Below are 21,977 nucleotides of genomic sequence, written 5' to 3'. Positions count from 1 at the left end.
TAAAATTGTTTTATGTTGTTTTTATTTTATCTGGTGTAAAGTCTCTGCTGTTATGTAACTTTTCAAAGTTTCTAATCCTATTATAAACAATTATCTGACTTTTGTGAACAGAAAGAATTCAAAATTTTTATATTACTATAAAATTCCTTATTTAAACATCTGTATAATACTCATAACCGCATAGGCAATTCCAGCCCCAATTAACGGACCTACAGCAACCCCATTAAATAAGGCTACCGCTATAATTGTCCCAAAAACAAGCGCAGTTGTAATATGAGGATCCGTCGTCAATAATTGCACGCCGCCTTTTGCCAACAAAGCAACCGCTACCCCTGAAGCTAAAGCAATCCACGCATAATACGATTTCGCCGCTTCTCCAAGTTGTTTAAAACCAATTTCTCCCGTCGCAATCGGTACGAGTACCGCGATTGTAATGACTGTTACACCGAGGTTAATCCCTTTCGTTTGTAAATAAGGAAAGACTTTATCTCCTAAAAACGTAAACTTCAATAAAAACAACACACCAATTGCTACAGTAAGCGATTGATTTTTCGCAATAAGTCCTATGATAAGTAGTATGAATAAAAATAACGTCGACTGACTAATCATGATTACACTTCCTTTCTGAAAATAATGAACTCGTTTCCAAACAAAAATACCTTTAAACCTATCGTTATACATGATATACGGATGCCTATTTATCGATAACACATTCAATTTTTTTTGCATTTTAAAATTGAAAAATGAGACTTTCATCAAAAAAATTTACAGCATGTATACATTTTTGAAAACGGTCGTCTCTCCTTTCTTTTCTAATAAGAAACAGGTAAAATAAAAAGAAGAGAAAATGAAGTTTTTACCATATAGTAGAAGCATCGTCAACAAGCTTTCACAGTCGTTCATGTACTGAAAAAGCAGGCTAAATCCATCATTCCACTATAACATAAAGTGAAAATTTAATCAGTGCATCACACTCGTTATAAGTTGGACGAATTAGGATAATCCAAATTGGAATGGGAGGTATACATCTTTGAACCGAAACTTACTATATATGATATTGCGACTCATATTTGTCATTGTAGCAACGGTAGTTGGGTTCTATGTATTGCTATACACGTCAGGGCTTATCTATCCTTTTATTATCGCTTTTGCATTTGCTTATTTGATTAATCCTGTCGTCAATTTCCTTAATCAAAAACTACAATTCCCTCGCGCACTGGCAGTACTCGTTAGCTTAATTCTCGTATTCGGAGCTATCGTCGGACTTGTTACATACCTTGTAACGGAAGCAATATCCGCCACAACATACTTACTACAAATTGTTACAGTAAAGTTTCCTGACATTGTTACATTCGCTCAGCAATTTGCACTTAATCATATTATGCCTCTCTACGATGATTTAATCTCTAAATTTAATCATCTCGGAGAACCACAGCGCTATACGATTACGCAAAACATTCAAAACTTAGGAACCGAAGCAACAACACAAATGAAGGAACTCTTAACCGCCATTATAAGCGGATTAACAAATTTCATTAGTGCACTACCAACGACTTTAACTGTCCTTGTATTCGTTTTATTAGCTACTTTCTTCATTAGTTACGATTGGCATCGCCTTGCTCAGAAAGCAAGAAAATTGCTACCAAATCGTGTTCATGGCTACGGAAAAACGATTTTTGTCGACTTAAGAAAAGCGCTGTTCGGTTTTGTTAAAGCGCAACTTACACTCGTATCTATGACTACTGTTATTGTACTAATCGGTCTTTTAATCTTACGCGTGCCATACGCGATTACTATCGCGATTATTACAGGTGTTGTAGATTTACTCCCATATTTAGGAACAGGAGCCGTCTTCGTTCCTTGGGTTATATACGTATTTTTCACTGGCGACACAGCATTCGCCATTGGTCTTCTCATTTTATACATCGTCGTGATTGTCCAAAGACAAATTATGGAGCCTAAAGTACTTTCCTCTAATATCGGCCTCGATCCATTAGCGACACTGATCGCTCTATTCGTTGGCTTTAAGCTCTTTGGTTTCTTAGGATTAATCATCGGTCCAGTCACATTAGTACTACTTAATACATTACACAAAGCCCATGTATTCCATGACTTGTGGAAATATATTAAAGGTTCACCTTCAAAATAATAATTTCTAATTCACACAAAAAAATCAGGCTATAAACAGTGGGAAATTCCCACTGTTTATTCCTTGTACTTATTTTTCATACAAACTACATGTAGAAAGAGAATTGCCCCTAGAAAAGGATAATTCTCTTATTTTTTGCATAAAAAAACGCATTTTCTAACCAAAAATACATTTTTATTCTATTTATTTCATAATTATTACTTACATTTATTACTTTTTATGTAAATGAATAAATATACAAAAATGTATGAAAGAGGCCTTCCATTAACAATTTCCCTATCCTTGTTTAACAACTTCGTACCGATCGACCCTTTATATACGAAAACTAATAACAGCTAAAATCATATGTATAATCGAATCCAAACAAAAATACACAACAAATATACTAAATTAAAGCTTCCATCCACAGTTTCCCCCATCCCTATCACTCACCCTCTGGCTGAACAAAAAAAATAGTGCTTAGATTGATATAATCTAAGCACTATTTCTGAACAATAATAGTAGAGTTCTTTCTAAACTTCCATTCCATCCATTTCATAACAAGCGGTTTCAACAAAGCCCTCGTAATAGGGATAACAAAAATAAACCCCATTACATCCGTTACATAGCCAGGAAGCACTAAAAGAATCCCTCCTACAAACACAAAAATACCATCTAGTACCGCCGCACCTGGCATTTCTCCTCTATTCAACTTAGATTGAATCTCTCTAAGCACTTTAAATCCTTGTTTTTTCGCTAAATATACACCTACAACACCAGTAAATACAATCATAGCGAACGTAGACCATAGGCCTATTATATGACTCGATCCAATTAATACCGTAATCTCAATCGCCGGTATTAAAATCAACAAGAATAACAACCATTTCATAGTTCCACACCTCTTTTACACTTCGTTTTTAACGCCTTCACAATGCCGATACAAGCCTTTCAGAAACGAAACTACCTTTCCCGTTAACCCTCATAACAAACGGTTTCCCTACGCATTTTCAGGCGTCTCAAGCTATTTACACTCCATTTTTGTGTAAAAAAAAGAGAAGGACTCCGATCCTTCTCTCCGTATTACTTATAGCACTTCCGCATGTCCATTATAAACAATTCCGCGTGCTGCATCAACTGTTACTTCTTGGCCATTTTTTAAAGTTGCTGTTACGCCGTTTACACCAACGATAACAGGAATACCGATTGATACGCCTACAACAGCCGCGTGGCTTGTTAGACCGCCTTCTTCTACAACTAAAGCTGCAGCTTTTTCGATTGCAGGGATCATATCTTTATCTGTGCTTGTTGTAACAAGGATATCACCTTTGTTTACGTTCGCTACAGCTTCAGCAGCTGTTTTCGCTACAACTACTTTACCTTTTGCAGCTTTACGACCGATTCCTTGTCCTTTAGCAACTTCTTCACCAACAACGTGGATTTTCATTAAGTTTGTTGTACCAGTTTCAGCAACTGGAACGCCAGCAGTGATTACCACAGTGTCTCCAAGTCCGATTAGACCTGCGTCCATACCTGTTTGAATTGCTGTATCTAACATTTCGTCAGTAGAAGCTGCACGCTTCTCAGCCATAAATGCTTGTACACCCCAAACAAGTGCAAGACGACGTCCTACTTGCTCGTCAGATGTTACAGCTACGATTGGAGATTTCGGACGGTATTTAGAGATCATTTTCGCAGTATATCCACTTTCTGTTGGAGCTACGATTGCAGCTACATCAAGAGCAAGCGCTGTATGTGCAACAGATTGGCTAATTGCATCTGTAATTGTTGGAGTGAACTCTTTAATACGTTTTTTGAACATATCTTCATATTGTAATGATTTTTCAACACGCACTGCAATGTTAGCCATCATTGTTACTGCTTCTACTGGGTATTGTCCAGCAGCTGTTTCACCTGAAAGCATGATTGCATCTGTACCATCAAAGATTGCGTTAGCTACGTCACTTGCTTCCGCACGAGTTGGACGTGGGTTACGTTGCATAGAATCTAACATTTGTGTTGCAGTAATAACTGGTTTACCTAACACGTTACATTTTTTGATTAGACGTTTTTGTACTAACGGTACTTCTTCTGGTGGAATTTCTACACCCATGTCACCACGAGCTACCATTAAACCGTCAGAAACTTCTAAGATTGAATCGATGTTGTCGATACCTTCTTGGTTTTCGATTTTTGGTACGATTTGGATGTATTGAGCGTTATGCTCTTCTAATAATTCACGGATTTCTAATACGTCAGATGCTTTACGAACGAATGAAGCTGCGATGAAATCAACTTTTTGCTCGATACCGAAAATGATATCTTTTACGTCTTTTTCAGTGATACCAGGAAGCTTAATGCTTACGTTTGGTACGTTAACACCTTTTTTATTTTTTACAGTTCCACTGTTAAGAACTTTTGTACGGATGTTTCCGTCAGCTTTTTCGATTACTTCTAGTTCGATAAGACCGTCATCGATTAGAATACGAGAACCTGGATCTACATCGTCATAAAGACCAGCATAAGATACAGAGAACTTCTCAGCAGTACCTAATACTTGCTCAGTAGAAAGAACTACTTCTGCACCTGTTACAAGCTCAGCTTGTCCGTCTACGAAGTCGTGAGTACGGATTTCCGGACCTTTTGTATCAAGTAAGATACCAACTGTTTTACCAGTTTTCTTTGACGCTTCACGAATGTTTTTAATACGAGCGCCGTGTTCTTCATGGCTACCGTGAGAGAAGTTTAAACGAGCAACGTTCATACCAGCTTCCATTAATTGTTCTAATTTCTCAATACTTTCACTAGCAGGACCTATAGTACATACAATTTTAGTTTTACGCATATTGCACCTCCGAAATTTATGAAACCGTTCCCAAATATCTGACATTAAGCCAATTAGATGGATAATTCTTTAGATAATTGATACATATCTTTATCGATTGTATGCTTTTGAGCTAACGCTTCGATGATGTCATGATCAACAAGTTTGTTATCTTGAATACCAACACAACGTCCACCTTTACCAGCAATTAACAATTCAACTGCTCTTGCGCCAAGACGACTTGCTAATACACGGTCTTGTGCACTTGGTGATCCACCACGTTGTACGTGACCTAATACCGTTACACGAGTATCAAAGTTTGTTGCTTCTTCAATGTGCTTACCGATGTCAATTGCACTTCCAACACCTTCAGCTACAACGATAATACTGTGCTTTTTACCACGTTCACTACCACGTTTCAGACGAGCGATAACATCCTCCATGTCATACTTCTCTTCTGGAATTAAGATTGTTTCTGCACCATCAGCTAAACCAGCCCATAATGCGATATCACCAGCGTGACGTCCCATTACTTCGATAACATATGTACGTTCATGAGATGTAGCTGTATCACGGATTTTATCAATTGCATCAATAACAGTATTTAAAGCTGTATCGAAACCAATTGTGAAGTCTGTTCCAGGAATATCATTGTCGATTGTACCTGGTACACCAACACATGGGAATCCTTGTTCAGTTAATTTTTTAGCACCTTGGTAAGAACCATCTCCACCAATAACAACAAGTCCTTCGATACCGTGTTTCTTTAATTGCTCGATACCTTTTAGTCGTACTTCTGGATCTTTAAACTCAGGACATCTTGCTGTATATAATTTTGTACCACCGCGGTGGATAATATCGCCAACAGAACCAAGCTCTAATTTTTCAATATGACCAGAAATTAATCCAGCGTATCCATGGTAAATACCATATACTTCAATATCATGGAAAATCGCTTTACGAACAACTGCACGAATGGCAGCATTCATACCAGGTGAATCTCCACCACTTGTTAATACACCAATACGTTTCATTTGTACTCACCTCATAAAGATTATTTGCCTTATAATAAAATAACACGAAAAAATATAAAATTACAATGGAGAAGATGTGTCTTTTCATAATAAAAACGTGCATTCGCGAAGTGGAACGCACGTTTTTCTTATTTTATCCAAATGGAAGCGTTTGAAAACGAAACTTGCCCAATTTTCATATATTTTTCATAACGTTTTTCGATTAATTCATCTTTCGAAATTCCGTTTAATTGTTCAAAAGTTTTTCTAATCATTAAGTCGATATTTTCTGACTGTTTTAAAATATTACGGTGTGCTCCACCTTTTGCCTCTGGAATAATTTCGTCAATTACACCTAATTCTTTCAAATCTGCTGCTGTAATTCTCATCGCCTCTGCAGCTTCCTTTGCTTTTCCTGCATCTTTCCAAAGAATTGCCGCTGCACCCTCTGGTGTAATAACAGAATAAGTGGAATTTTCTAGCATATGAATGTAATCCCCTACTCCAAGGCCTAGCGCGCCACCACTACCACCTTCGCCGATAACGATACAAATAACAGGTACCGTTAAGCCTGCCATTTCAAATAAGTTGCGGGCGATAGCTTCACTTTGACCACGTTCTTCAGCAGCTTTACCAGGATAAGCCCCTTTCGTATCAATAAAACAAATAATTGGACGATTAAACTTTTCCGCCTGCTTCATTAAACGTAATGCTTTTCGATACCCTTCTGGATGAGGCATCCCAAAATTACGGCGAATATTTTCTTTCGTATCTTTTCCGCGTTGATGCCCAATTACAGTTACAGGCATCCCTTTATATTTCGCAATGCCACCGACAATCGCTGCATCATCGCCAAATAGACGATCTCCATGACATTCGAAAAAATCAGTAAATAAGTGCTCAATATAATCGAGCGTTGTCGGTCGTTCTGCATGACGAGCAATTTGAACACGGTCCCATACTTTCATATTGCCGTATATATCTTCCTCTAAATTTTCTAGCTTGTCTTCCAAAATACGAATCTCCTCACTGAAGTCCATCTGGCTGTTTTTCGTATAGTCTTTCAGTTCACGAATCTTATTTCTTAGCTCAACAACTGGTTTCTCAAATTCTAGCTCTGCCATACAGCCATTTCCCCTCCTTGATGAACTTCTAAAATCTTGCGAAGTGATTCTCTCATATCATCACGATGCACAACCGCATCTAATTGACCATGGTCTAGTAAGAATTCTGCCGTTTGGAAGTCCTCCGGTAGTTTCTCACGCACGGTTTGTTCAATTACACGTCTACCGGCAAATCCGATAAGTGCGCCTGGTTCTGCAAGATTATAATCACCAAGTGAAGCGAAACTCGCTGAAACCCCGCCCGTCGTTGGATGAGTCATAACAGAAATAAATAATCCTCCTGCATTACTATGCTTTTTCAAAGCTACGCTTGTTTTTGCCATTTGCATTAAACTTAATATCCCTTCTTGCATACGGGCACCACCCGAAGCAGTAAAGATAATAAATGGAACTTGTAAGTCGTATGCCTTTTCAACCGCACGGGCAATTTTTTCTCCTACTACAGAGCCCATGCTCCCCATTCGAAAACGAGAATCCATTACTGCAACAACAACAAGCATGTCATCAATTGTTCCTTCACCAGTTACAACCGCTTCGTTTAATTCAGTCTTCTTACGATCGCTCTCTAATTTCTCCTCATATCCAGGAAACTCGAGTGGATTTAATGAAACCATTTCTTTGTCATACTCACGGAATGACCCTTCGTCCAATATACTATCAAGACGTTCCCACGCATTCATAGGATGATGATATCCACAGTTCACACATACTTTTAAATTTTTTAAAAGCTCTTTCGTATACATGATTTTTTTACATTTCGGACATTTTGTCATAACGCCATCTGGTACATCTTTCCGTACTTGTTCTGAAGGTATTGCAGCGTACTTTTTCTTTTTCACGAATAAATCTCTTAGCACAATTTGACCCCCTTCGTTGAGAGCTAAGGTTAGCGTAAGAAGAAAATGGGGCTAACACCAAAGTCTGATGTTAGCCTTATCTTCTCAATCTGTCTAATAACCTCTCTCTTTACGTTTAACTTTAACCGCTATGCGGTAGAATGTTTGTCATAACGTGTCATGGTCATTTCGACAAATTTTATACATTACGAGTGAAACTGTATATTCTCTACTAATTCATCGTAAATTTTTAGTGCATCATTTTCTTGTTTTCCTTCCAAAGTCGCATAAAGCTTTCTATACAAATCAATAGAGTCTCCTGAAACCTCACAAGAAAGAGTTGCTACATAATCATTTACGATCATCCAAATGCGATATAGTAAATAATTATCGACTTGTTCAATAAGTGTTTTAAAGAATGTTTGATGAAGCGTTGGAATTGAGCTTTCATTTCCTTCAAGTACTTGATCTAATTTCCTTAGCACTTTAGAAAACGTTTCTTTCGGTAAATTACATACAATTCGAATCATATCTTTTTCAAGCAATCGTTTTGTTTGCAATAAATCACGAATTGTCTTCTCATCTTGCAATAAAAATGGAGCGATTAATTGTACAAGACCGTTATCATAAAAGTTTCGAATAAACGTCCCTTCACCACGTCTCGTTTCAATTAACCCTACAAGTTCTAGAGCACGCAATGCTTCTCTTACAGAGGAGCGTCCGACATTTAAGCGTGAACTTAACTCACGCTCAGACGGCAAACGATCTCCCGCTACCAATCCATCCTCTTCCATAATAGAACGGATTTTTTTTACAATTTCGAGATATACTTTTGTGTTTGATGATGTCAATGGAAATTCCTCGCTTATTCTTTACCAATCAGCGCTAATTGTTTTGTTTTCTCAGCGATCTCATTTGGATCTACTTGACGGCGAGCTACTCCTGTCTCCATTGCAGCTTTCGCAACATAAGCCGCTACTTGAGGCGCTACACGCGCGTCAAACGGTGCTGGAATGATATAGTCTGCATTTAACTCATCTTCTGCTACAAGCTCTGCAATGGCCTGTACAGCTGCCATCTTCATTTCTTCGTTAATTTGTGTCGCATGTACATCAAGTGCTCCACGGAAAATACCAGGGAACGCTAGTACATTATTTACTTGGTTTGGGAAGTCAGAACGACCTGTTCCAACAACAGCTGCGCCCGCTGCTTTTGCCAATTCTGGCATAATTTCTGGAACTGGATTCGCCATTGCAAAAATAATTGCATCGTCATTCATTGTACGAACCATCTCTTCTGTTAATGCACCTTCTGCAGATACACCAATAAATACGTCCGCACCTTGTACAACATCAGCTAAAGAACCTTCAATACGATTCTTATTCGTATATTTTGCAACTTCATCCTTAACCGGATTCATACCTGTAGGACGACCTTCGTAGATCGCGCCTTTACGGTCACACATAATAACATCACGTACACCATAGCGATATAGAAGTTTAATAATTGCAATACCTGCTGCACCTGCGCCATTTGCAACAACTTTAATGTCAGACATTTTCTTTCCAACTAATTTCAGTGCGTTCACAAGACCCGCTACTGTTACGATAGCTGTTCCGTGTTGATCATCATGGAAGATAGGAATATTTGTTTCTTTTTTCAAACGTTCTTCGATAATGAAGCAGTTTGGTGCTGCGATATCTTCTAAGTTAACGCCGCCAAAAGTTGGCTCCATTAATTTTACAGTTTCAACAATTTTATCTACATCGTTTGTATTTAAGGCAATTGGGAATGCATCTACACCAGCAAAGCTCTTGAATAATACAGCTTTACCTTCCATTACAGGAAGAGATGCTTCAGGTCCAATGTTTCCAAGACCAAGTACAGCTGTTCCATCTGTCACAACTGCTACCATATTTCCCTTCATCGTATATTCATATACCTTACTTTTATCGTCATAAATTTCTTTACAAGGCTCTGCAACCCCTGGAGAATATGCAAGACTTAAATCTTTTGCATTTTCTACTTTTACTTTTGATACCGTTTCTAATTTTCCTTGATGCACTTTATGCATGTGAAGTGCTTCTTCACGAAGTGTTGACAAACTATCCACTCTCCTCAAATTATTCTGGCTGATATCAATTTCTCCAAGTGGTCTGACCACGAACACTACTACTATAATAATCGAAGTGTAGGGAAATTGTCCATTATATTTTCACAACTACATTTTCTTCCCCGACAATTTCACGAAGTGCTCCTAGACATTCTTCACTTGGATGAATTGATAAACTTCGAGATAATTGTACCATTTTATGTTCCTTTTCATAATAAATTAGTACTTTCGCAAAACCTGAATAGTCAAACAATATTTTGGTAACCTGATTTAAAAGCTTTTTCTCATACTGAGATGGTAATTTTACATAAACCGATGCATCTTTCTTTTCTTCATAAGCATCCATTTCTTCTAACGGATAGAGTCCATTTACGATCCATTGCAGCTTATGATTTCTTAGCTCGATCGTACCGTCAACTAAAACAATTGCTCCTTCTTGTAACTTGTCTGAGAAATGTATATACGTTTCCGGGAAGAGAACCGCCTCCATTTCATCATTTTGATCACAGAATGTAATAAACGCCATCTTTTGCAACTTTTTCGTACGAATCACTCTCACACTTGTTATATACACGATAGCTCTTTGTACTTTTTTCTTATGTCGCATCGCCTGAGCGAGAGATGGAATTTCTAATTCTTTTCCTAACTTCACATACTGCGCTGTCGGATAACTTGATAAATAAAACCCAAGTGCTTCTTTTTCTTTATTTAATTGTTCAATAAAAGATAGCTCTTCTCCTTGTACGTATTTTGATTTTGGAACAGCATCTCCTAAATCACGTGCAAGATTAGCGTACTCTAATGCTCCTTTAAGGCTTTTCCATAAGTTTGTTCTCGAAATACCAAAATCGTCGAAACATCCCGACCAGACGAATGCTTCTAAATTTCGCTCTGTTACAAACTTTGATGGCATACGAAGACAAAATTCAAATAAATCTTCGAACATTTTTTTCTCGCGTTCTTCGAGTAATGCCGTCACCGTAGCCATTCCGATATTTCGAATGGAAAGTAAACTGTAACGTATTGCGTTTCCTTCTATTTGGAAGTTGTAACCACTTCTTTGCAGAGACGGTGGCAAAACGTGAAAACCTTTCCGCTTCGTTTCTCGTATATACTGCACAATCTTATCTTCATTTCCAATTGCACTTGATAATAATGCCGTCATAAATTCCAGCGTATAATTCGCCTTTAAGTAGGCGAGTTGATATCCAATCATACTGTAAGCTACAGCATGACTTCGGTTAAAACCGTAATTTGCAAATCTTACAATTAAGTCGTAAATTTTATTTGCAGATGTCTCTTCATAACCGTTTTTTAAACAACCTTGCACAAAATGCTTACGTTCCTGATCTAAAATGTCACGATTCTTTTTACTCACTGCACGGCGCAATAAATCTGCTTCTCCGAGCGAAAATCCAGCTAACTTTGAGGCAATTTGCATAATTTGTTCTTGGTATACAATTACACCGTATGTTCTTTCTAAAATCGGTTTTAAATCCGGATGTAAATATTCAATCTTTCTTTTTCCATGCTTCGATTCAATAAAGGTTGGAATTTGTTCCATCGGTCCTGGTCTGTACAACGAGTTAACAGCGACGATGTCTTCAAATTCATTCGGCTTTAACCCGCGAAGCACATTTCGCATACCACCTGACTCTAGCTGAAATACGCCTGTTGTATCCCCTCTTCCTAGCAATTGAAATGTCTTTTCATCTTGAAGAGGTAACTTTCTTATATCAATTTGTTTCCCCGTTTTTTTCACGATAAACTTTATAATATTTTCAAGTAACGTTAAATTACGTAACCCTAAAAAGTCCATCTTAAGCAACCCGAGTTCTTCTAATGCATCAGCCGGATATTGTGTAACATAAACATCGTTATGCCCTTCTTGAATTGCTATACTTCCCGTTAATGGTTCTTGACTCATAATAACGCCAGCTGCATGAATAGACGTATGACGTGGTAAGCCTTCTACACGCTTTGCAATCTCAAATACACGTTCATGCAAAAGATTCCCTTGAATAAACTCACGAAGCGATTGTGACTCTTCATAAGCATCTTTTAACGTTATACCAAGCTTTGATGGGATAAGTTTTGAAAATATGTCAATATCTCTTGGCGGCAGCCCCATTACACGTGCAATGTCTCTAATTGCCGCTTTCGCCGCAAGCGTACCAAACGTTACAATTTGCGCAACACGAAGCTGACCATATTTATCTTTCACATATCGAATCATCTCATCACGTCTTATATCTGGAAAATCGATATCAATATCTGGAAGTGTCACACGTTCGGGATTTAAAAATCTCTCAAATAATAAATCGTATTCAATCGGATCAATATCAGTAATTTCTAATACATACGAAACGAGTGAGCCAGCAGCGGATCCACGGCCTGGTCCTGTTAAAATATGATTTTCATGCGCGTATTTCATAAAATCCCATACGATAAGGAAATAATCACTAAATCCCATGCTAGAAATGACATTTAATTCATGATTCAAACGCGCTATATGCACTTCTTTGGGCGCACCATATCGTTTACGCATACCTTCTTCACAAACACGGCGCAAATACGTATCATTCGTTTCGCTAGATGGAACAGGATATTTCGGTAATTGATTTACATGAAACTGTATTTCTACATGACAACGTTCTGCGATTTTTACTGTATTATAAATGGCTTCTTCTGCTTGAGAAAATAGTGCTCCCATTTCATCTGATGACTTTAAATAATATTGATCCGTTTTCAGCCTCGGCCTATCTGGATCAGTCATTTTCGTTCCACCTTCAACAGACAATAAACATTCATGAACAAGCGCATCGCTTTGATTGATATAACGTACATCATTTGTTGCAACGACTGGAATGTTTACCTTATTAATAAATTCAGGTAGCTTCTCTTGTAAAAGCAGCTCATCTTGAATCGCATGATGCTGCAAACTTATATAAAAATCGCCAAACATATTTTGATATGTGCGAGCTACTTCTTCAGCTTGACTCTCTTTGTCTTCTAATAATAACTGTTCAATTTCCCCATCTTTCCCTGGCGAAATTGCAATTAGCCCTTTCGCATAATGCGCCAACCACTTCTTCGGAATACCTTCTTTTGATTTCGTCATAATGCTACTAGAAATCTTTAATAAATTTTGATAGCCTATTTCATTTTCAGCAAGTAAGACAAGCGGATAAGACCTTTCTTCTTCCTCACTAAAAATAGAAGCTGTTAAGCCGATAATAGGCTGTATACCATTTTTCTTACATGCTTTATAAAATGGAATAACGCCATACATAACATTTTCATCCGTAATAGCCAGCGATGAAAAACCAAGCTCTTTTGCCCTGACTACAAGCTCATCAATTTTACAAGCACTTTTTAATAAACTAAAAACGGTTTGACATTGTAAATGCACAAACTTCACTGTTGTACCCTCTCTTTACCTATTTGACTACTTTTATTATAGGTGAAGAGGAAAGCGGAAATCAAAACATACTTCTTATACTTTGTCCATATATATGAAGAAGAAAGGGGAATGACGATGGATGTAAGAGAACATACTTTTTTCTCTCTGCTTATTATTAGTTATTTTATTGCCTTTGGGGTTATACTTGGCGGTTCATTAATTGGTGGATTTGGTGCATTTCTTATCGGGAAACCAGCTCTAACATATATTAATCAATTTGCTCAAAATTTAAGAATTTGGGCACTTGTTGCAGCAATTGGCGGAACATTTGATACTTTTTATAGCTTTGAAAGAAGTTTTTTTGGCGGAGACATGAAAGATATCGTAAAACAAATTCTCCTTATTTTTTTCGCAACTGGCGGTATGCAAACTGGTCTTATTATTATTAAATGGCTAACGCAGGAACATGTATGAGAGTACCAAGTGCTAATACAGCTAAAAGATGGTATTTAGTTTTAGCTGGTGCTGCTGTTGGAGGCGTGTTGAGTTGGTTTGTTTTTTTGTACATATACGGTGTTTTTCAACAAGAACAATCTAGTAAAATAGCACAGCAACGAGAAATTATAGAAAAGCAAGAAGCCAAACTCCACGTCCTTCTCGAAGATCAAGAGAAATTGAACACAGAAAACAAACGACTCTTAACCATCCAAGAGATTAAAATAAAAATTATAAATCGAGAAAAATATGATTTAGACAACCTTACACTCGAAAATATGACCACTTCTATCCATAATGATCTTCAACATCTTTTAACGAAAAACATTCAAAGTATCGCAAAAAATAAAGACCTACTCAAAAAAGCAATCGAAAATAAAACGTATAAACATTACGATCGTCTATATCGTTTTAAAGTCGATACAATATCTTTTGATACCGTGCTCGAAATTAGCATTGCGATAGAGAAAGAAAAATAAAGAAGGAGGGCTTTAACGCCACTCCTTCTTTTCGTTCTAACATATAATTTCTTATTTACAAATCTCACATAAATCAGCAAACAGACGATCCGCTTCTTCCCAAGAAGATGCTTTTGCACCTGAGGCCATCGGATGCCCTCCGCCGTTATATTGCATTGCTAATTTATTAATAACTGGTCCTTTTGAACGAAGACGAACACGAATCACATCGTCTTCCTCTAAAAACAGAACCCACGCCTTTAATCCGTCAATATTACCAAGCGCTCCGACAACACCAGATGCTTCAGAAGGAAGTACATCAAACTCTTCTAATACTTCTTTCGTTAGCTTAATGTAAGCCGCTCCTTCTTCTACCATCGTAAAGTTTTGTAAAATATATCCGTTTAAACGAGCGATTTTTTCTTTTGTCTTATACATTTCATTGTATAAATCTGTGAATTTCACATCCATATCAACAAGCTCACTTACATAACAAAGTGTTTTCGCTGTTGTATTCGGGAATAAGAAACGACCTGTATCTCCAACAATTCCTGCTAAAATAAGGCGAGCTGCTTCTTTTGTTATCTTTAATCCTTTATCTTTGCCATAACTGTAAAACTCATAAATCATTTCACTTGTAGAACTTGCTGTCGTATCTACCCACGTAATATCTCCGTACGGATCTTCATTTGGATGATGATCAATTTTAATTAACATCTTCCCTTTTGTATAGCGCTGATCGTCAACACGTTCTTGGTTTGCAGTATCACATACGATAACAAGTGCATTTTCATATACACTATCTTCAATATCATCCATTACTCGTAAGTATGCTAGTGACGGTTCATTGTACCCAACCGTATAAATATTTTTCTCTGGAAACGATTCTTGTAGAATTGTACTAAGACCGCCCTGTGAACCTAACGCATCTGGATCCGGACGCACGTGACGATGAATAATAATCGTATCGAACTCTTTAATTGCTCCTAAAATTTGCTCATGCATATGTATAATCTCCTTTTCATTCAACTTCTTCACTTTAACGTGCAGTAAAAGCCCAATTGGTCTGGGCTAATCATTCGTGCGTGGAAACATCCTCACACGAATGAAAGTTTCACTTTATCCTCCATTATAACGGAAAGTATTTCATACATGCGAACAATTGCTTTATAATAAAAGTTAGAAAGTTTAGATATTTCTTTTTTCTCCACTATTATTTTTCACAAAGCGATGGGAGTGTGTATTATGCCAGTATTAGTCTTCTGTATTATCGTCTCATTTATGTTGTACCTCTTCTACAAAACAAAATACTTTCGTACAAACCGCCCAATGGAGAAAGGTTGGCTCTCAGGAAAATCCGCAATGGCACTCGGTTCATTCGTCTTATTCTTCGGGATAAACCAATTCTTTTTAGAACTTTCAACTGCCCGTATGATCGTCGGTGTTCTATTCGTTTTATTTGGTAGCGCAAGTGCATTTAATGGATTTCGCCAATACAAACATTTCTTACCATTAGCAGTTAAAGAAGCAGAAGCTTATGAAGCAACGTAAAAAAGCATCAACATTGTGATGCTTTTTTACGTCCTCTAACTTTTAAAATCATATATGCAACAAAAGCTGAAGGTATATTAAATGGGTTCCCTTGTACGTGAAAATGTAATTGTTCTTCTTCAAAAGACATTTTTTCATATAGTTCTCGCTGAGATAATCCTGTTCGTTTCTTTTTTTCATGTAAACCTTGTAAGTATAAATATTGAAACGGTATCATCACAAGAAAGTAAAATAGTGCGATTCCACCAAAAAAGAGCACTTCTGATGACATATTGCATACCACCTTCCCAAAATCCATTTTCTTACAATACAATTATAGCATAGTGTAAACTCTAATTAAATTAATATTCTGTTTTTTATCCATACAATTGTCTCACCGTATAATTACCCTTCAGCATACTGAATATATCGCCGAGTAAAATTTCCAGGATTCCTTTTAATAGGTTCAATATCAAGTCTTACGCAGCTTAAGTAATAGCTTCAACATCCAATAAAACAAAATAAAATTAAAGAAAAAGCCTAATGGATTAAACGAAATTTCCCATCCGCCATAATAAATGAAATTTTCTGCTGGTATACCAAAGTAAAGAAAATCGCTCTTATTTTCTCCAGTTGTATGGATAAAGGAACAAATAATAGCGAAAATCAAACTTATTACATACAATTTCTTTTTATTTGAATCCATTATTCTATGAGTTAATACATGAACAGTAATTACAAATATTAAACCTAAAAAGAAAAATATCACTCCCATTCGACACCTCCACAATTATTGTTCAAACAACTGCAAATTATTGCGTGCCCTTACTTATAAATATGAAACAGAACGTGTTTAATTTTCTCTTTTGCAATTCAAAACATAATAGATTCAATTGATAACTAAATTTTAAAACGCCCTACTGTATCTTCTAAAAAAAGATGGAACAAACCAAAGTGGCCTGCTCCATCTTTTTATTTATCAATTAACTGCACCATAAGTAATGCTTTTCCAACAACATTACCTTCATGATGCACTTCTACATCAACCTTACCAAATTTACGTCCAATCTCTAATACTTTCGGATGAACCGATACAACATTATCAATTTGAACTGGTTTTACGAAATAAATCGTTAAGTTTTCAACAATTAAATCGCTCTTCTTTTGCGCACGAATAACGCGATTCGTTGCTTCCGTCACAATCGTTGCGAATACACCGTAAGATAGCGTTCCGATTGAATTCGTCATTTGCGGCGTCACTGAAAATTGATATAGATGCTCATTTTTCGCTTCTTTTGGCGTCATAAATTGATTCGTTACAATATCATCAATTGTTTCTCCAACTTGTGGCTGACGTTGAATCATTTGCAGTGCCTGAAGTACATCTTGACGGCTAATGATACCTTGCAGTTTATTTCCTTCCTCAACGACAGGAAGTAATTCAATTCCTTCCCACACCATCATACGTGCCGCAGCTGCGACAGACATTTTACCGTTCACTGTAATTGGGTGTTTTGTCATTACTTTATCAATTGATGTTTCTTTCGCTACACCGATCATATCTTTTGAAGTTACGATTCCTAGCACCTTTTTATTTTCATCAACAATTGGATATCTTCCGTGCATTGTCTCTTCGTTATATGCATGCCATTGCTGTACAGTATCATTTGGCTTTAAATATAACGTTTCTTCAATTGGCGTTAAAATATCTTCAACGAGTACAATTTCTTTCTTAATAAGTTGGTCATAAATTGCACGGTTAATTAACGTCGCAACCGTAAATGTATCGTAGCTACTTGAAATAATCGGCAGCTTTAATTCGTCTGCTAATTTCTTCACATGATCTTCCGTATCAAATCCGCCCGTAATTAATACAGCGGCTCCAGTTTCTAGCGCTAATTGATGTGCATTCGTACGGTTACCAATAATGAGTAAATTCCCAGCTTCTGTATAGCGCATCATCGCTTCTAATTTCATAGCTCCGATTACGAATTTATTTAATGTTTTATGTAGTCCTTCTCTGCCCCCAAGTACTTGACCGTCGACAATGTTAACGACTTCTGCATATGTCAGTTTTTCGATATTTTCTTTCTTCTTTTGTTCAATTCGAATTGTTCCGACACGTTCAATTGTACTAACATATCCTTTATTTTCTGCATCTTTAATTGCACGGTAAGCTGTCCCTTCACTTACACTCAAATCTTTCGCAATTTGCCTTACAGAAATTTTATGGCCTACTGGCAGGCTATTAATATGTTCTAAAATTTGGTTATGCTTGGTAGCCAAATGGTTTCACCATACTTTCTTTTCCCTAAATTCTTCATGTGTTGTATTTTCAGTATACTATATTTTCAAAACTGTTACACTCTCTCTTTGTATATCTGTACTATTTTTTTATAACAAAATACGCCTTACATTACACCACTTCTTCTATTACAACAATGTAATGGTATTGTCATCTCGTTCGATAGTTTGTCCCACCGCTTCAATATACAATGAAGACAAGAAATGAAACAAAGGAGCGGATAAATGATGAAAAAATTATTAGAAATTGTAGGTGCTGTATTTTTAGCTTTCGTAGACGGGAAAAAGGTTGCAATGGAATTGAATGAAACACCTGAACAGCCACTTCCAAAAAGAAAAGAATCATCAAAACAACTACAACAGTTAAAAGTTGTCCTACACACGTAAAAACCCTTCACTCGTCTTTTCAAATGAAGGGTTTCTTTTCTATAGTGTAATACTTTCTCCAGCTTCTAATACTTTCCCTGTACAATTTTGTAGCTTTTCTACAAATTGATATGGATCTTGTTCAATTACTGGGAACGTATTGTAATGCATCGGTACAACAGTTTTCGCTTGAACCCATTTTGCTGCTAAAACAGCATCTTCTGGTCCCATTGTGAAATTATCACCAATTGGTAAAAATGCTACATCAATATTATTCAGTTCTCCAATTAACTTCATATCAGAGAACAGTGCAGTATCTCCCGCATGATATACCGTTTTCTCTTCTGCTGTAAATAAAATACCCGCTGGCATACCTGTATATGTAATCGTCTTATTTTCTTCATCAATATAACTAGAACCATGGAATGCTTGTGTAAACTTCACTTTGCCGAAGTCAAATTCATGTGAACCACCAATATGCATTGGATGTGTATTCACACCTTGCCAACTTAAAAATGTCGCTAGTTCAAATGGCGCTATAACTACTGCATTATTTTTCTTCGCAAGCTCTACTGTATCTCCAACATGATCACCATGTCCATGCGATAAAAGAATCGCATCTACTTTTACATCTTCAGCCTTTAAATCTGTTGTCGGATTTCCCGTTAAAAATGGATCAATTAAAATTACTTTTCCATTCGTTTCAATCTTTACAACTGAATGTCCGTGATAAGATACTTTCATGATTACATTCCTCCCCTATTCACATTCTCACTTTGTATTCTACATGATTTCTCAATTCCCTGTCTTTTCTAACATCTATTTACTTGTCATAACGCTTTCATCCGATGTAAAGTTATACATGTAATTGAAATCTCGGAGGTGCCAATCGATGAATGCTAGATTAGAAAATTTAATGCAATGGCTAAAAGAAAAAAACGTAGAAGCTGCGTTCTTAACTTCTACACCAAACGTCTTCTACATGACAAACTTCCACTGTGAACCACACGAAAGACTTCTTGGTATGTTTGTATTCCAAGAAAAAGAGCCTATTTTAATTTGCCCTAAAATGGAAGAAGGCCAAGCACGTAACGCTGGCTGGGCACATGAAATTATCGGATTTACTGATACTGACAAACCATGGGATATGATTGCAAAAGCAATTAAAGACCGTGGCATCAATGCAAACGCAGTTGCAATTGAAAAAGAACATTTAAACGTAGAACGTTACGAAGAATTAACAAAATTATTCCCAAATGCAGCGTTCAGATCAGCGGAAGAAAAAGTTCGCGAACTTCGTTTAATTAAAGACGAAAAAGAACTTTCTATTTTACGCGAAGCAGCTAAAATGGCAGACTATGCTGTTGAAGTTGGTGTAAATGCAATTAAAGAAAATCGTAGCGAGCTAGAAGTATTAGCAATTATTGAACACGAATTAAAAACAAAAGGCATACATAAAATGTCATTTGATACGATGGTATTAGCAGGTGCAAATTCTGCTCTTCCGCACGGTATTCCAGGTGCAAACAAAATGAAACGCGGTGATTTCGTACTATTTGATTTAGGTGTAATCATTGACGGTTATTGCTCTGACATTACACGTACAGTAGCATTCGGCGAGATTTCTGAAGAACAAACTCGTATTTACAACACTGTACTTGCTGGACAATTACAAGCAGTTGAAGCATGTAAACCAGGTGTTACACTTGGCGCAATCGATAACGCGGCTCGTTCTGTTATCGCAGATGCAGGTTACGGCGACTTCTTCCCACACCGCCTTGGTCACGGACTTGGAATTAGCGTCCACGAATATCCAGATGTAAAAGCTGGTAACGAATCTCCACTAAAAGAAGGTATGGTCTTCACAATCGAGCCAGGTATTTACGTACCAAACGTAGGTGGCGTTCGTATTGAAGATGATATTTATATCACAAAAGATGGATCAGAAATTTTAACGAAATTCCCGAAAGAATTACAATTTGTGAAATAATAAAAAAGGCAGCGTGAGTGCTGCCTTTTTTATTTCTCTACTATCATTTTCGCTGGATAACTTTCAAGTATTTTAGAAGACGATACTTTTATTTTATCACCTGTTTTTAATTGACTATATGCGTCTTTATCCTTAAAGCTCAACACTATATCTGATGGATACTCTTTATTCATTTGTTGTTCCACATAATTTTGCAATTCTACTTTTGTTTCAAACGTTTTATCACCGACAAAAAACACCGTGTCATTTCTTAATACAATATATCCTTCTTTAGGTATTGCTTTTACCGCTACTTGTTTTGTAGTACACGCTGATAATACGAGTAGAAATACACTGAAAAATATATACATAGAAATCTTCGTATGCCTATTCATTCCTAACTCCTTATCCTACACTATTTCTGCTTTAACACCATCTTCTCTTCATACTTATCATCCCATTTAATCACAATCTCTATCGGTTCATCTTTAGATAAAGGCGCACAACTTACACAAGAAGACTTCATTTCAACCTTTGCTCCTTTATGATTTTCTGACGTTTGTGTCATTGTACTAAAGGCTCCATTAATAGCAATCTCTAAATTTTTCAATTCTGTATTTCCATCTCCGCCTTTATATTGAAACGTAAACATGCCATCTTCACTGTCATCCTTAATATGCCCTTTATATTGCCCCTTCCAACTTTTACTCTCGCTAGAAAAAGTAACATATGAAATTGAACAACTTCCTAAAAAGAAAATACTAATGAACAAAAATAATACTTTCTTCATAATGCCCCTCCATTCCAAAGTACTTATTTCTTGTCTCATTCTTCTCAATGTCTATATGTAAAGAAGCTACATACAAAATTGAAAGATTACTACAAGAGCCCACCCAACATTATAAAAAAGAAGGCCCTTTCTTTAAAAAGTGCCTTCTTCTATTTCACTAATATTTAATTGAAATTTCACGATCCAAACTGAAAAAAGGTGGACAAGAAGCGCAAACGCCATACATGCTCCGCTTAAAAAAGTTAGTATAGGATGCGAATACACGTGCCCTAATCCATAGGATATCGCCACGAAAAACATTGTTATGTAAATATAAATTGCTCCATGTATTTGCCTCATATAAACCTCCTTTTCCCATATTATAACATAAGTTTTCTGATTATTCACATTAATCTACCGTAATTAATATTTCTCAACGGTTACACCTTTAACAGCCGCCTTAATATATGGTGCTCCTTGTAAACTTTGTAAATCCTCTGTTTTACCTGTTACGACTACACCGTATATTCGTAAATCTTTTGGTTCAGTGTTTTTTATTTCATCATAGTTTGTCCTAAAATACTCTTGATATCCCCCTTTATTTTCACTTAAAGATATCTAAATACAGCTTTTCCTAAAATTTTT

The 21,977-nt window shown here is 36.7% G+C and carries 23 protein-coding genes and 1 pseudogene; 6 read left to right on the top strand and 18 right to left on the bottom strand.

The features are described from left to right. Positions 1–147: 147 nt before the first annotated feature. The gene (locus tag EUC40_RS04050) at positions 148–609 is read right to left on the bottom strand and encodes a DUF441 domain-containing protein (protein WP_000625507.1); all 462 of its coding nucleotides are present in this window, start codon (positions 607–609) and stop codon (positions 148–150) included. A gap of 421 nt (positions 610–1,030) precedes the next feature. Here EUC40_RS04050 and ytvI point away from each other — a divergent pair, with 421 nt between their 5' ends. Beyond that, a complete protein-coding gene (ytvI, locus tag EUC40_RS04045) occupies positions 1,031–2,149 on the top strand; it encodes a sporulation integral membrane protein YtvI (protein WP_071710388.1) in 1,119 nt (372 codons plus the stop codon). A 481-nt stretch (positions 2,150–2,630) separates the two neighbouring features. Here the strand turns inward: ytvI and EUC40_RS04040 are convergent, their stop codons facing one another. The 8 genes from EUC40_RS04040 to dnaE form a co-directional block, all read right to left on the bottom strand. After that, positions 2,631–3,020: an FxsA family protein gene (locus tag EUC40_RS04040; protein ID WP_156573784.1), complete on the bottom strand. Its 390-nt coding sequence runs from the start codon at positions 3,018–3,020 to the stop codon at positions 2,631–2,633. Positions 3,021–3,215: 195 nt separating this feature from the next. After that, positions 3,216–4,973, bottom strand: coding sequence for a pyruvate kinase (gene pyk / locus EUC40_RS04035; protein WP_071710386.1), 1,758 nt, complete (start codon positions 4,971–4,973; stop codon positions 3,216–3,218). Between the two features lie 53 nt (positions 4,974–5,026). Continuing rightward, positions 5,027–5,986 carry a 6-phosphofructokinase gene (gene pfkA, locus EUC40_RS04030; RefSeq protein WP_071710385.1) on the bottom strand — a complete coding sequence of 320 codons (960 nt, stop codon included), beginning with the start codon at positions 5,984–5,986 and terminating at the stop codon, positions 5,027–5,029. 128 nt (positions 5,987–6,114) lie between these two features. Then, positions 6,115–7,089, bottom strand: a complete 975-nt coding sequence (gene accA, locus EUC40_RS04025; protein ID WP_000818792.1) for an acetyl-CoA carboxylase carboxyl transferase subunit alpha — start codon at positions 7,087–7,089, stop codon at positions 6,115–6,117. Beyond that, positions 7,077–7,946, bottom strand: coding sequence for an acetyl-CoA carboxylase, carboxyltransferase subunit beta (gene accD, locus EUC40_RS04020; protein ID WP_071710384.1), 870 nt, complete (start codon positions 7,944–7,946; stop codon positions 7,077–7,079). The genes accA and accD overlap by 13 nt, the downstream gene beginning before the upstream one ends. A gap of 185 nt (positions 7,947–8,131) precedes the next feature. Further along, entirely contained in the window at positions 8,132–8,776 is a 645-nt protein-coding gene (locus EUC40_RS04015; protein ID WP_071710383.1) for a FadR/GntR family transcriptional regulator, read from the bottom strand. Between the two features lie 14 nt (positions 8,777–8,790). Further along, entirely contained in the window at positions 8,791–9,999 is a 1,209-nt protein-coding gene (gene ystJ / locus EUC40_RS04010) for an NADP-dependent malic enzyme (protein WP_165613782.1), read from the bottom strand. A gap of 133 nt (positions 10,000–10,132) precedes the next feature. Continuing rightward, positions 10,133–13,459 carry a DNA polymerase III subunit alpha gene (dnaE, locus tag EUC40_RS04005; RefSeq protein WP_156573782.1) on the bottom strand — a complete coding sequence of 1,109 codons (3,327 nt, stop codon included), beginning with the start codon at positions 13,457–13,459 and terminating at the stop codon, positions 10,133–10,135. Positions 13,460–13,501: 42 nt separating this feature from the next. Here dnaE and EUC40_RS04000 point away from each other — a divergent pair, with 42 nt between their 5' ends. Both EUC40_RS04000 and ytrI read left to right on the top strand, forming a co-directional pair. Further along, positions 13,502–13,915 carry a YtrH family sporulation protein gene (locus EUC40_RS04000; RefSeq protein WP_002019462.1) on the top strand — a complete coding sequence of 138 codons (414 nt, stop codon included), beginning with the start codon at positions 13,502–13,504 and terminating at the stop codon, positions 13,913–13,915. Then, positions 13,912–14,415, top strand: a complete 504-nt coding sequence (gene ytrI, locus EUC40_RS03995) for a sporulation membrane protein YtrI (RefSeq protein ID WP_001265741.1) — start codon at positions 13,912–13,914, stop codon at positions 14,413–14,415. The genes EUC40_RS04000 and ytrI overlap by 4 nt, the downstream gene beginning before the upstream one ends. Positions 14,416–14,466: 51 nt before the next feature. Here the strand turns inward: ytrI and EUC40_RS03990 are convergent, their stop codons facing one another. After that, on the bottom strand, positions 14,467–15,399 hold the full coding sequence (locus EUC40_RS03990) for a DHH family phosphoesterase (RefSeq protein ID WP_208814643.1): 933 nt from the start codon (positions 15,397–15,399) through the stop codon (positions 14,467–14,469). A 240-nt stretch (positions 15,400–15,639) separates the two neighbouring features. On the opposite strand from EUC40_RS03990, the gene EUC40_RS03985 reads away from it, so the two are divergent. Then, complete coding sequence (locus EUC40_RS03985) at positions 15,640–15,945, top strand: YtpI family protein (protein WP_001144781.1); 306 nt, start codon at positions 15,640–15,642, stop codon at positions 15,943–15,945. 7 nt (positions 15,946–15,952) lie between these two features. Here the strand turns inward: EUC40_RS03985 and EUC40_RS03980 are convergent, their stop codons facing one another. From EUC40_RS03980 to EUC40_RS03970, 3 genes are all read right to left on the bottom strand, one after another. Then, entirely contained in the window at positions 15,953–16,216 is a 264-nt protein-coding gene (locus tag EUC40_RS03980) for a DUF3949 domain-containing protein (RefSeq protein ID WP_000093750.1), read from the bottom strand. A 180-nt stretch (positions 16,217–16,396) separates the two neighbouring features. Further along, entirely contained in the window at positions 16,397–16,699 is a 303-nt protein-coding gene (locus EUC40_RS03975) for a hypothetical protein (protein WP_156573777.1), read from the bottom strand. 197 nt (positions 16,700–16,896) lie between these two features. Further along, positions 16,897–18,210 (bottom strand): DRTGG domain-containing protein, encoded by a 1,314-nt coding sequence (locus EUC40_RS03970; RefSeq protein ID WP_069356286.1) that lies wholly within the window; start codon positions 18,208–18,210, stop codon positions 16,897–16,899. A gap of 243 nt (positions 18,211–18,453) precedes the next feature. Between EUC40_RS03970 and EUC40_RS26870 the strand changes: the two genes are divergently transcribed. Continuing rightward, positions 18,454–18,615 (top strand): hypothetical protein, encoded by a 162-nt coding sequence (locus tag EUC40_RS26870; RefSeq protein WP_167520141.1) that lies wholly within the window; start codon positions 18,454–18,456, stop codon positions 18,613–18,615. Between the two features lie 39 nt (positions 18,616–18,654). Here the strand turns inward: EUC40_RS26870 and EUC40_RS03965 are convergent, their stop codons facing one another. Then, complete coding sequence (locus EUC40_RS03965) at positions 18,655–19,338, bottom strand: metal-dependent hydrolase (RefSeq protein ID WP_071710377.1); 684 nt, start codon at positions 19,336–19,338, stop codon at positions 18,655–18,657. Between the two features lie 148 nt (positions 19,339–19,486). Here EUC40_RS03965 and pepQ point away from each other — a divergent pair, with 148 nt between their 5' ends. Further along, positions 19,487–20,584 carry a Xaa-Pro dipeptidase gene (gene pepQ, locus EUC40_RS03960; protein WP_000994020.1) on the top strand — a complete coding sequence of 366 codons (1,098 nt, stop codon included), beginning with the start codon at positions 19,487–19,489 and terminating at the stop codon, positions 20,582–20,584. Positions 20,585–20,613: 29 nt separating this feature from the next. On the opposite strand, the gene EUC40_RS03955 is transcribed toward pepQ, so the two are convergent. The 4 genes and pseudogenes from EUC40_RS03955 to EUC40_RS03940 form a co-directional block, all read right to left on the bottom strand. Beyond that, positions 20,614–20,958, bottom strand: a complete 345-nt coding sequence (locus tag EUC40_RS03955) for a DUF3221 domain-containing protein (protein WP_156573775.1) — start codon at positions 20,956–20,958, stop codon at positions 20,614–20,616. Between the two features lie 20 nt (positions 20,959–20,978). Continuing rightward, entirely contained in the window at positions 20,979–21,353 is a 375-nt protein-coding gene (locus tag EUC40_RS03950) for a hypothetical protein (RefSeq protein WP_071710374.1), read from the bottom strand. Positions 21,354–21,485: 132 nt separating this feature from the next. Next, positions 21,486–21,692, bottom strand: a complete 207-nt coding sequence (locus tag EUC40_RS03945; protein ID WP_001248905.1) for a hypothetical protein — start codon at positions 21,690–21,692, stop codon at positions 21,486–21,488. A gap of 63 nt (positions 21,693–21,755) precedes the next feature. Further along, positions 21,756–21,947: pseudogene (locus tag EUC40_RS03940) on the bottom strand (anti sigma factor C-terminal domain-containing protein); the annotation flags it as partial. Between the last annotated feature and the right edge of the window lie 30 nt (positions 21,948–21,977).

It is taken from the genome of Bacillus luti (genome assembly GCF_009739945.1).
In the GTDB taxonomy this organism is placed as follows: Bacteria; Bacillota; Bacilli; order Bacillales; family Bacillaceae_G; genus Bacillus_A; species Bacillus_A luti.
Note: the sequence above shows the minus strand (reverse complement) of the source record. Positions and strands in the feature narration are given on the sequence as shown.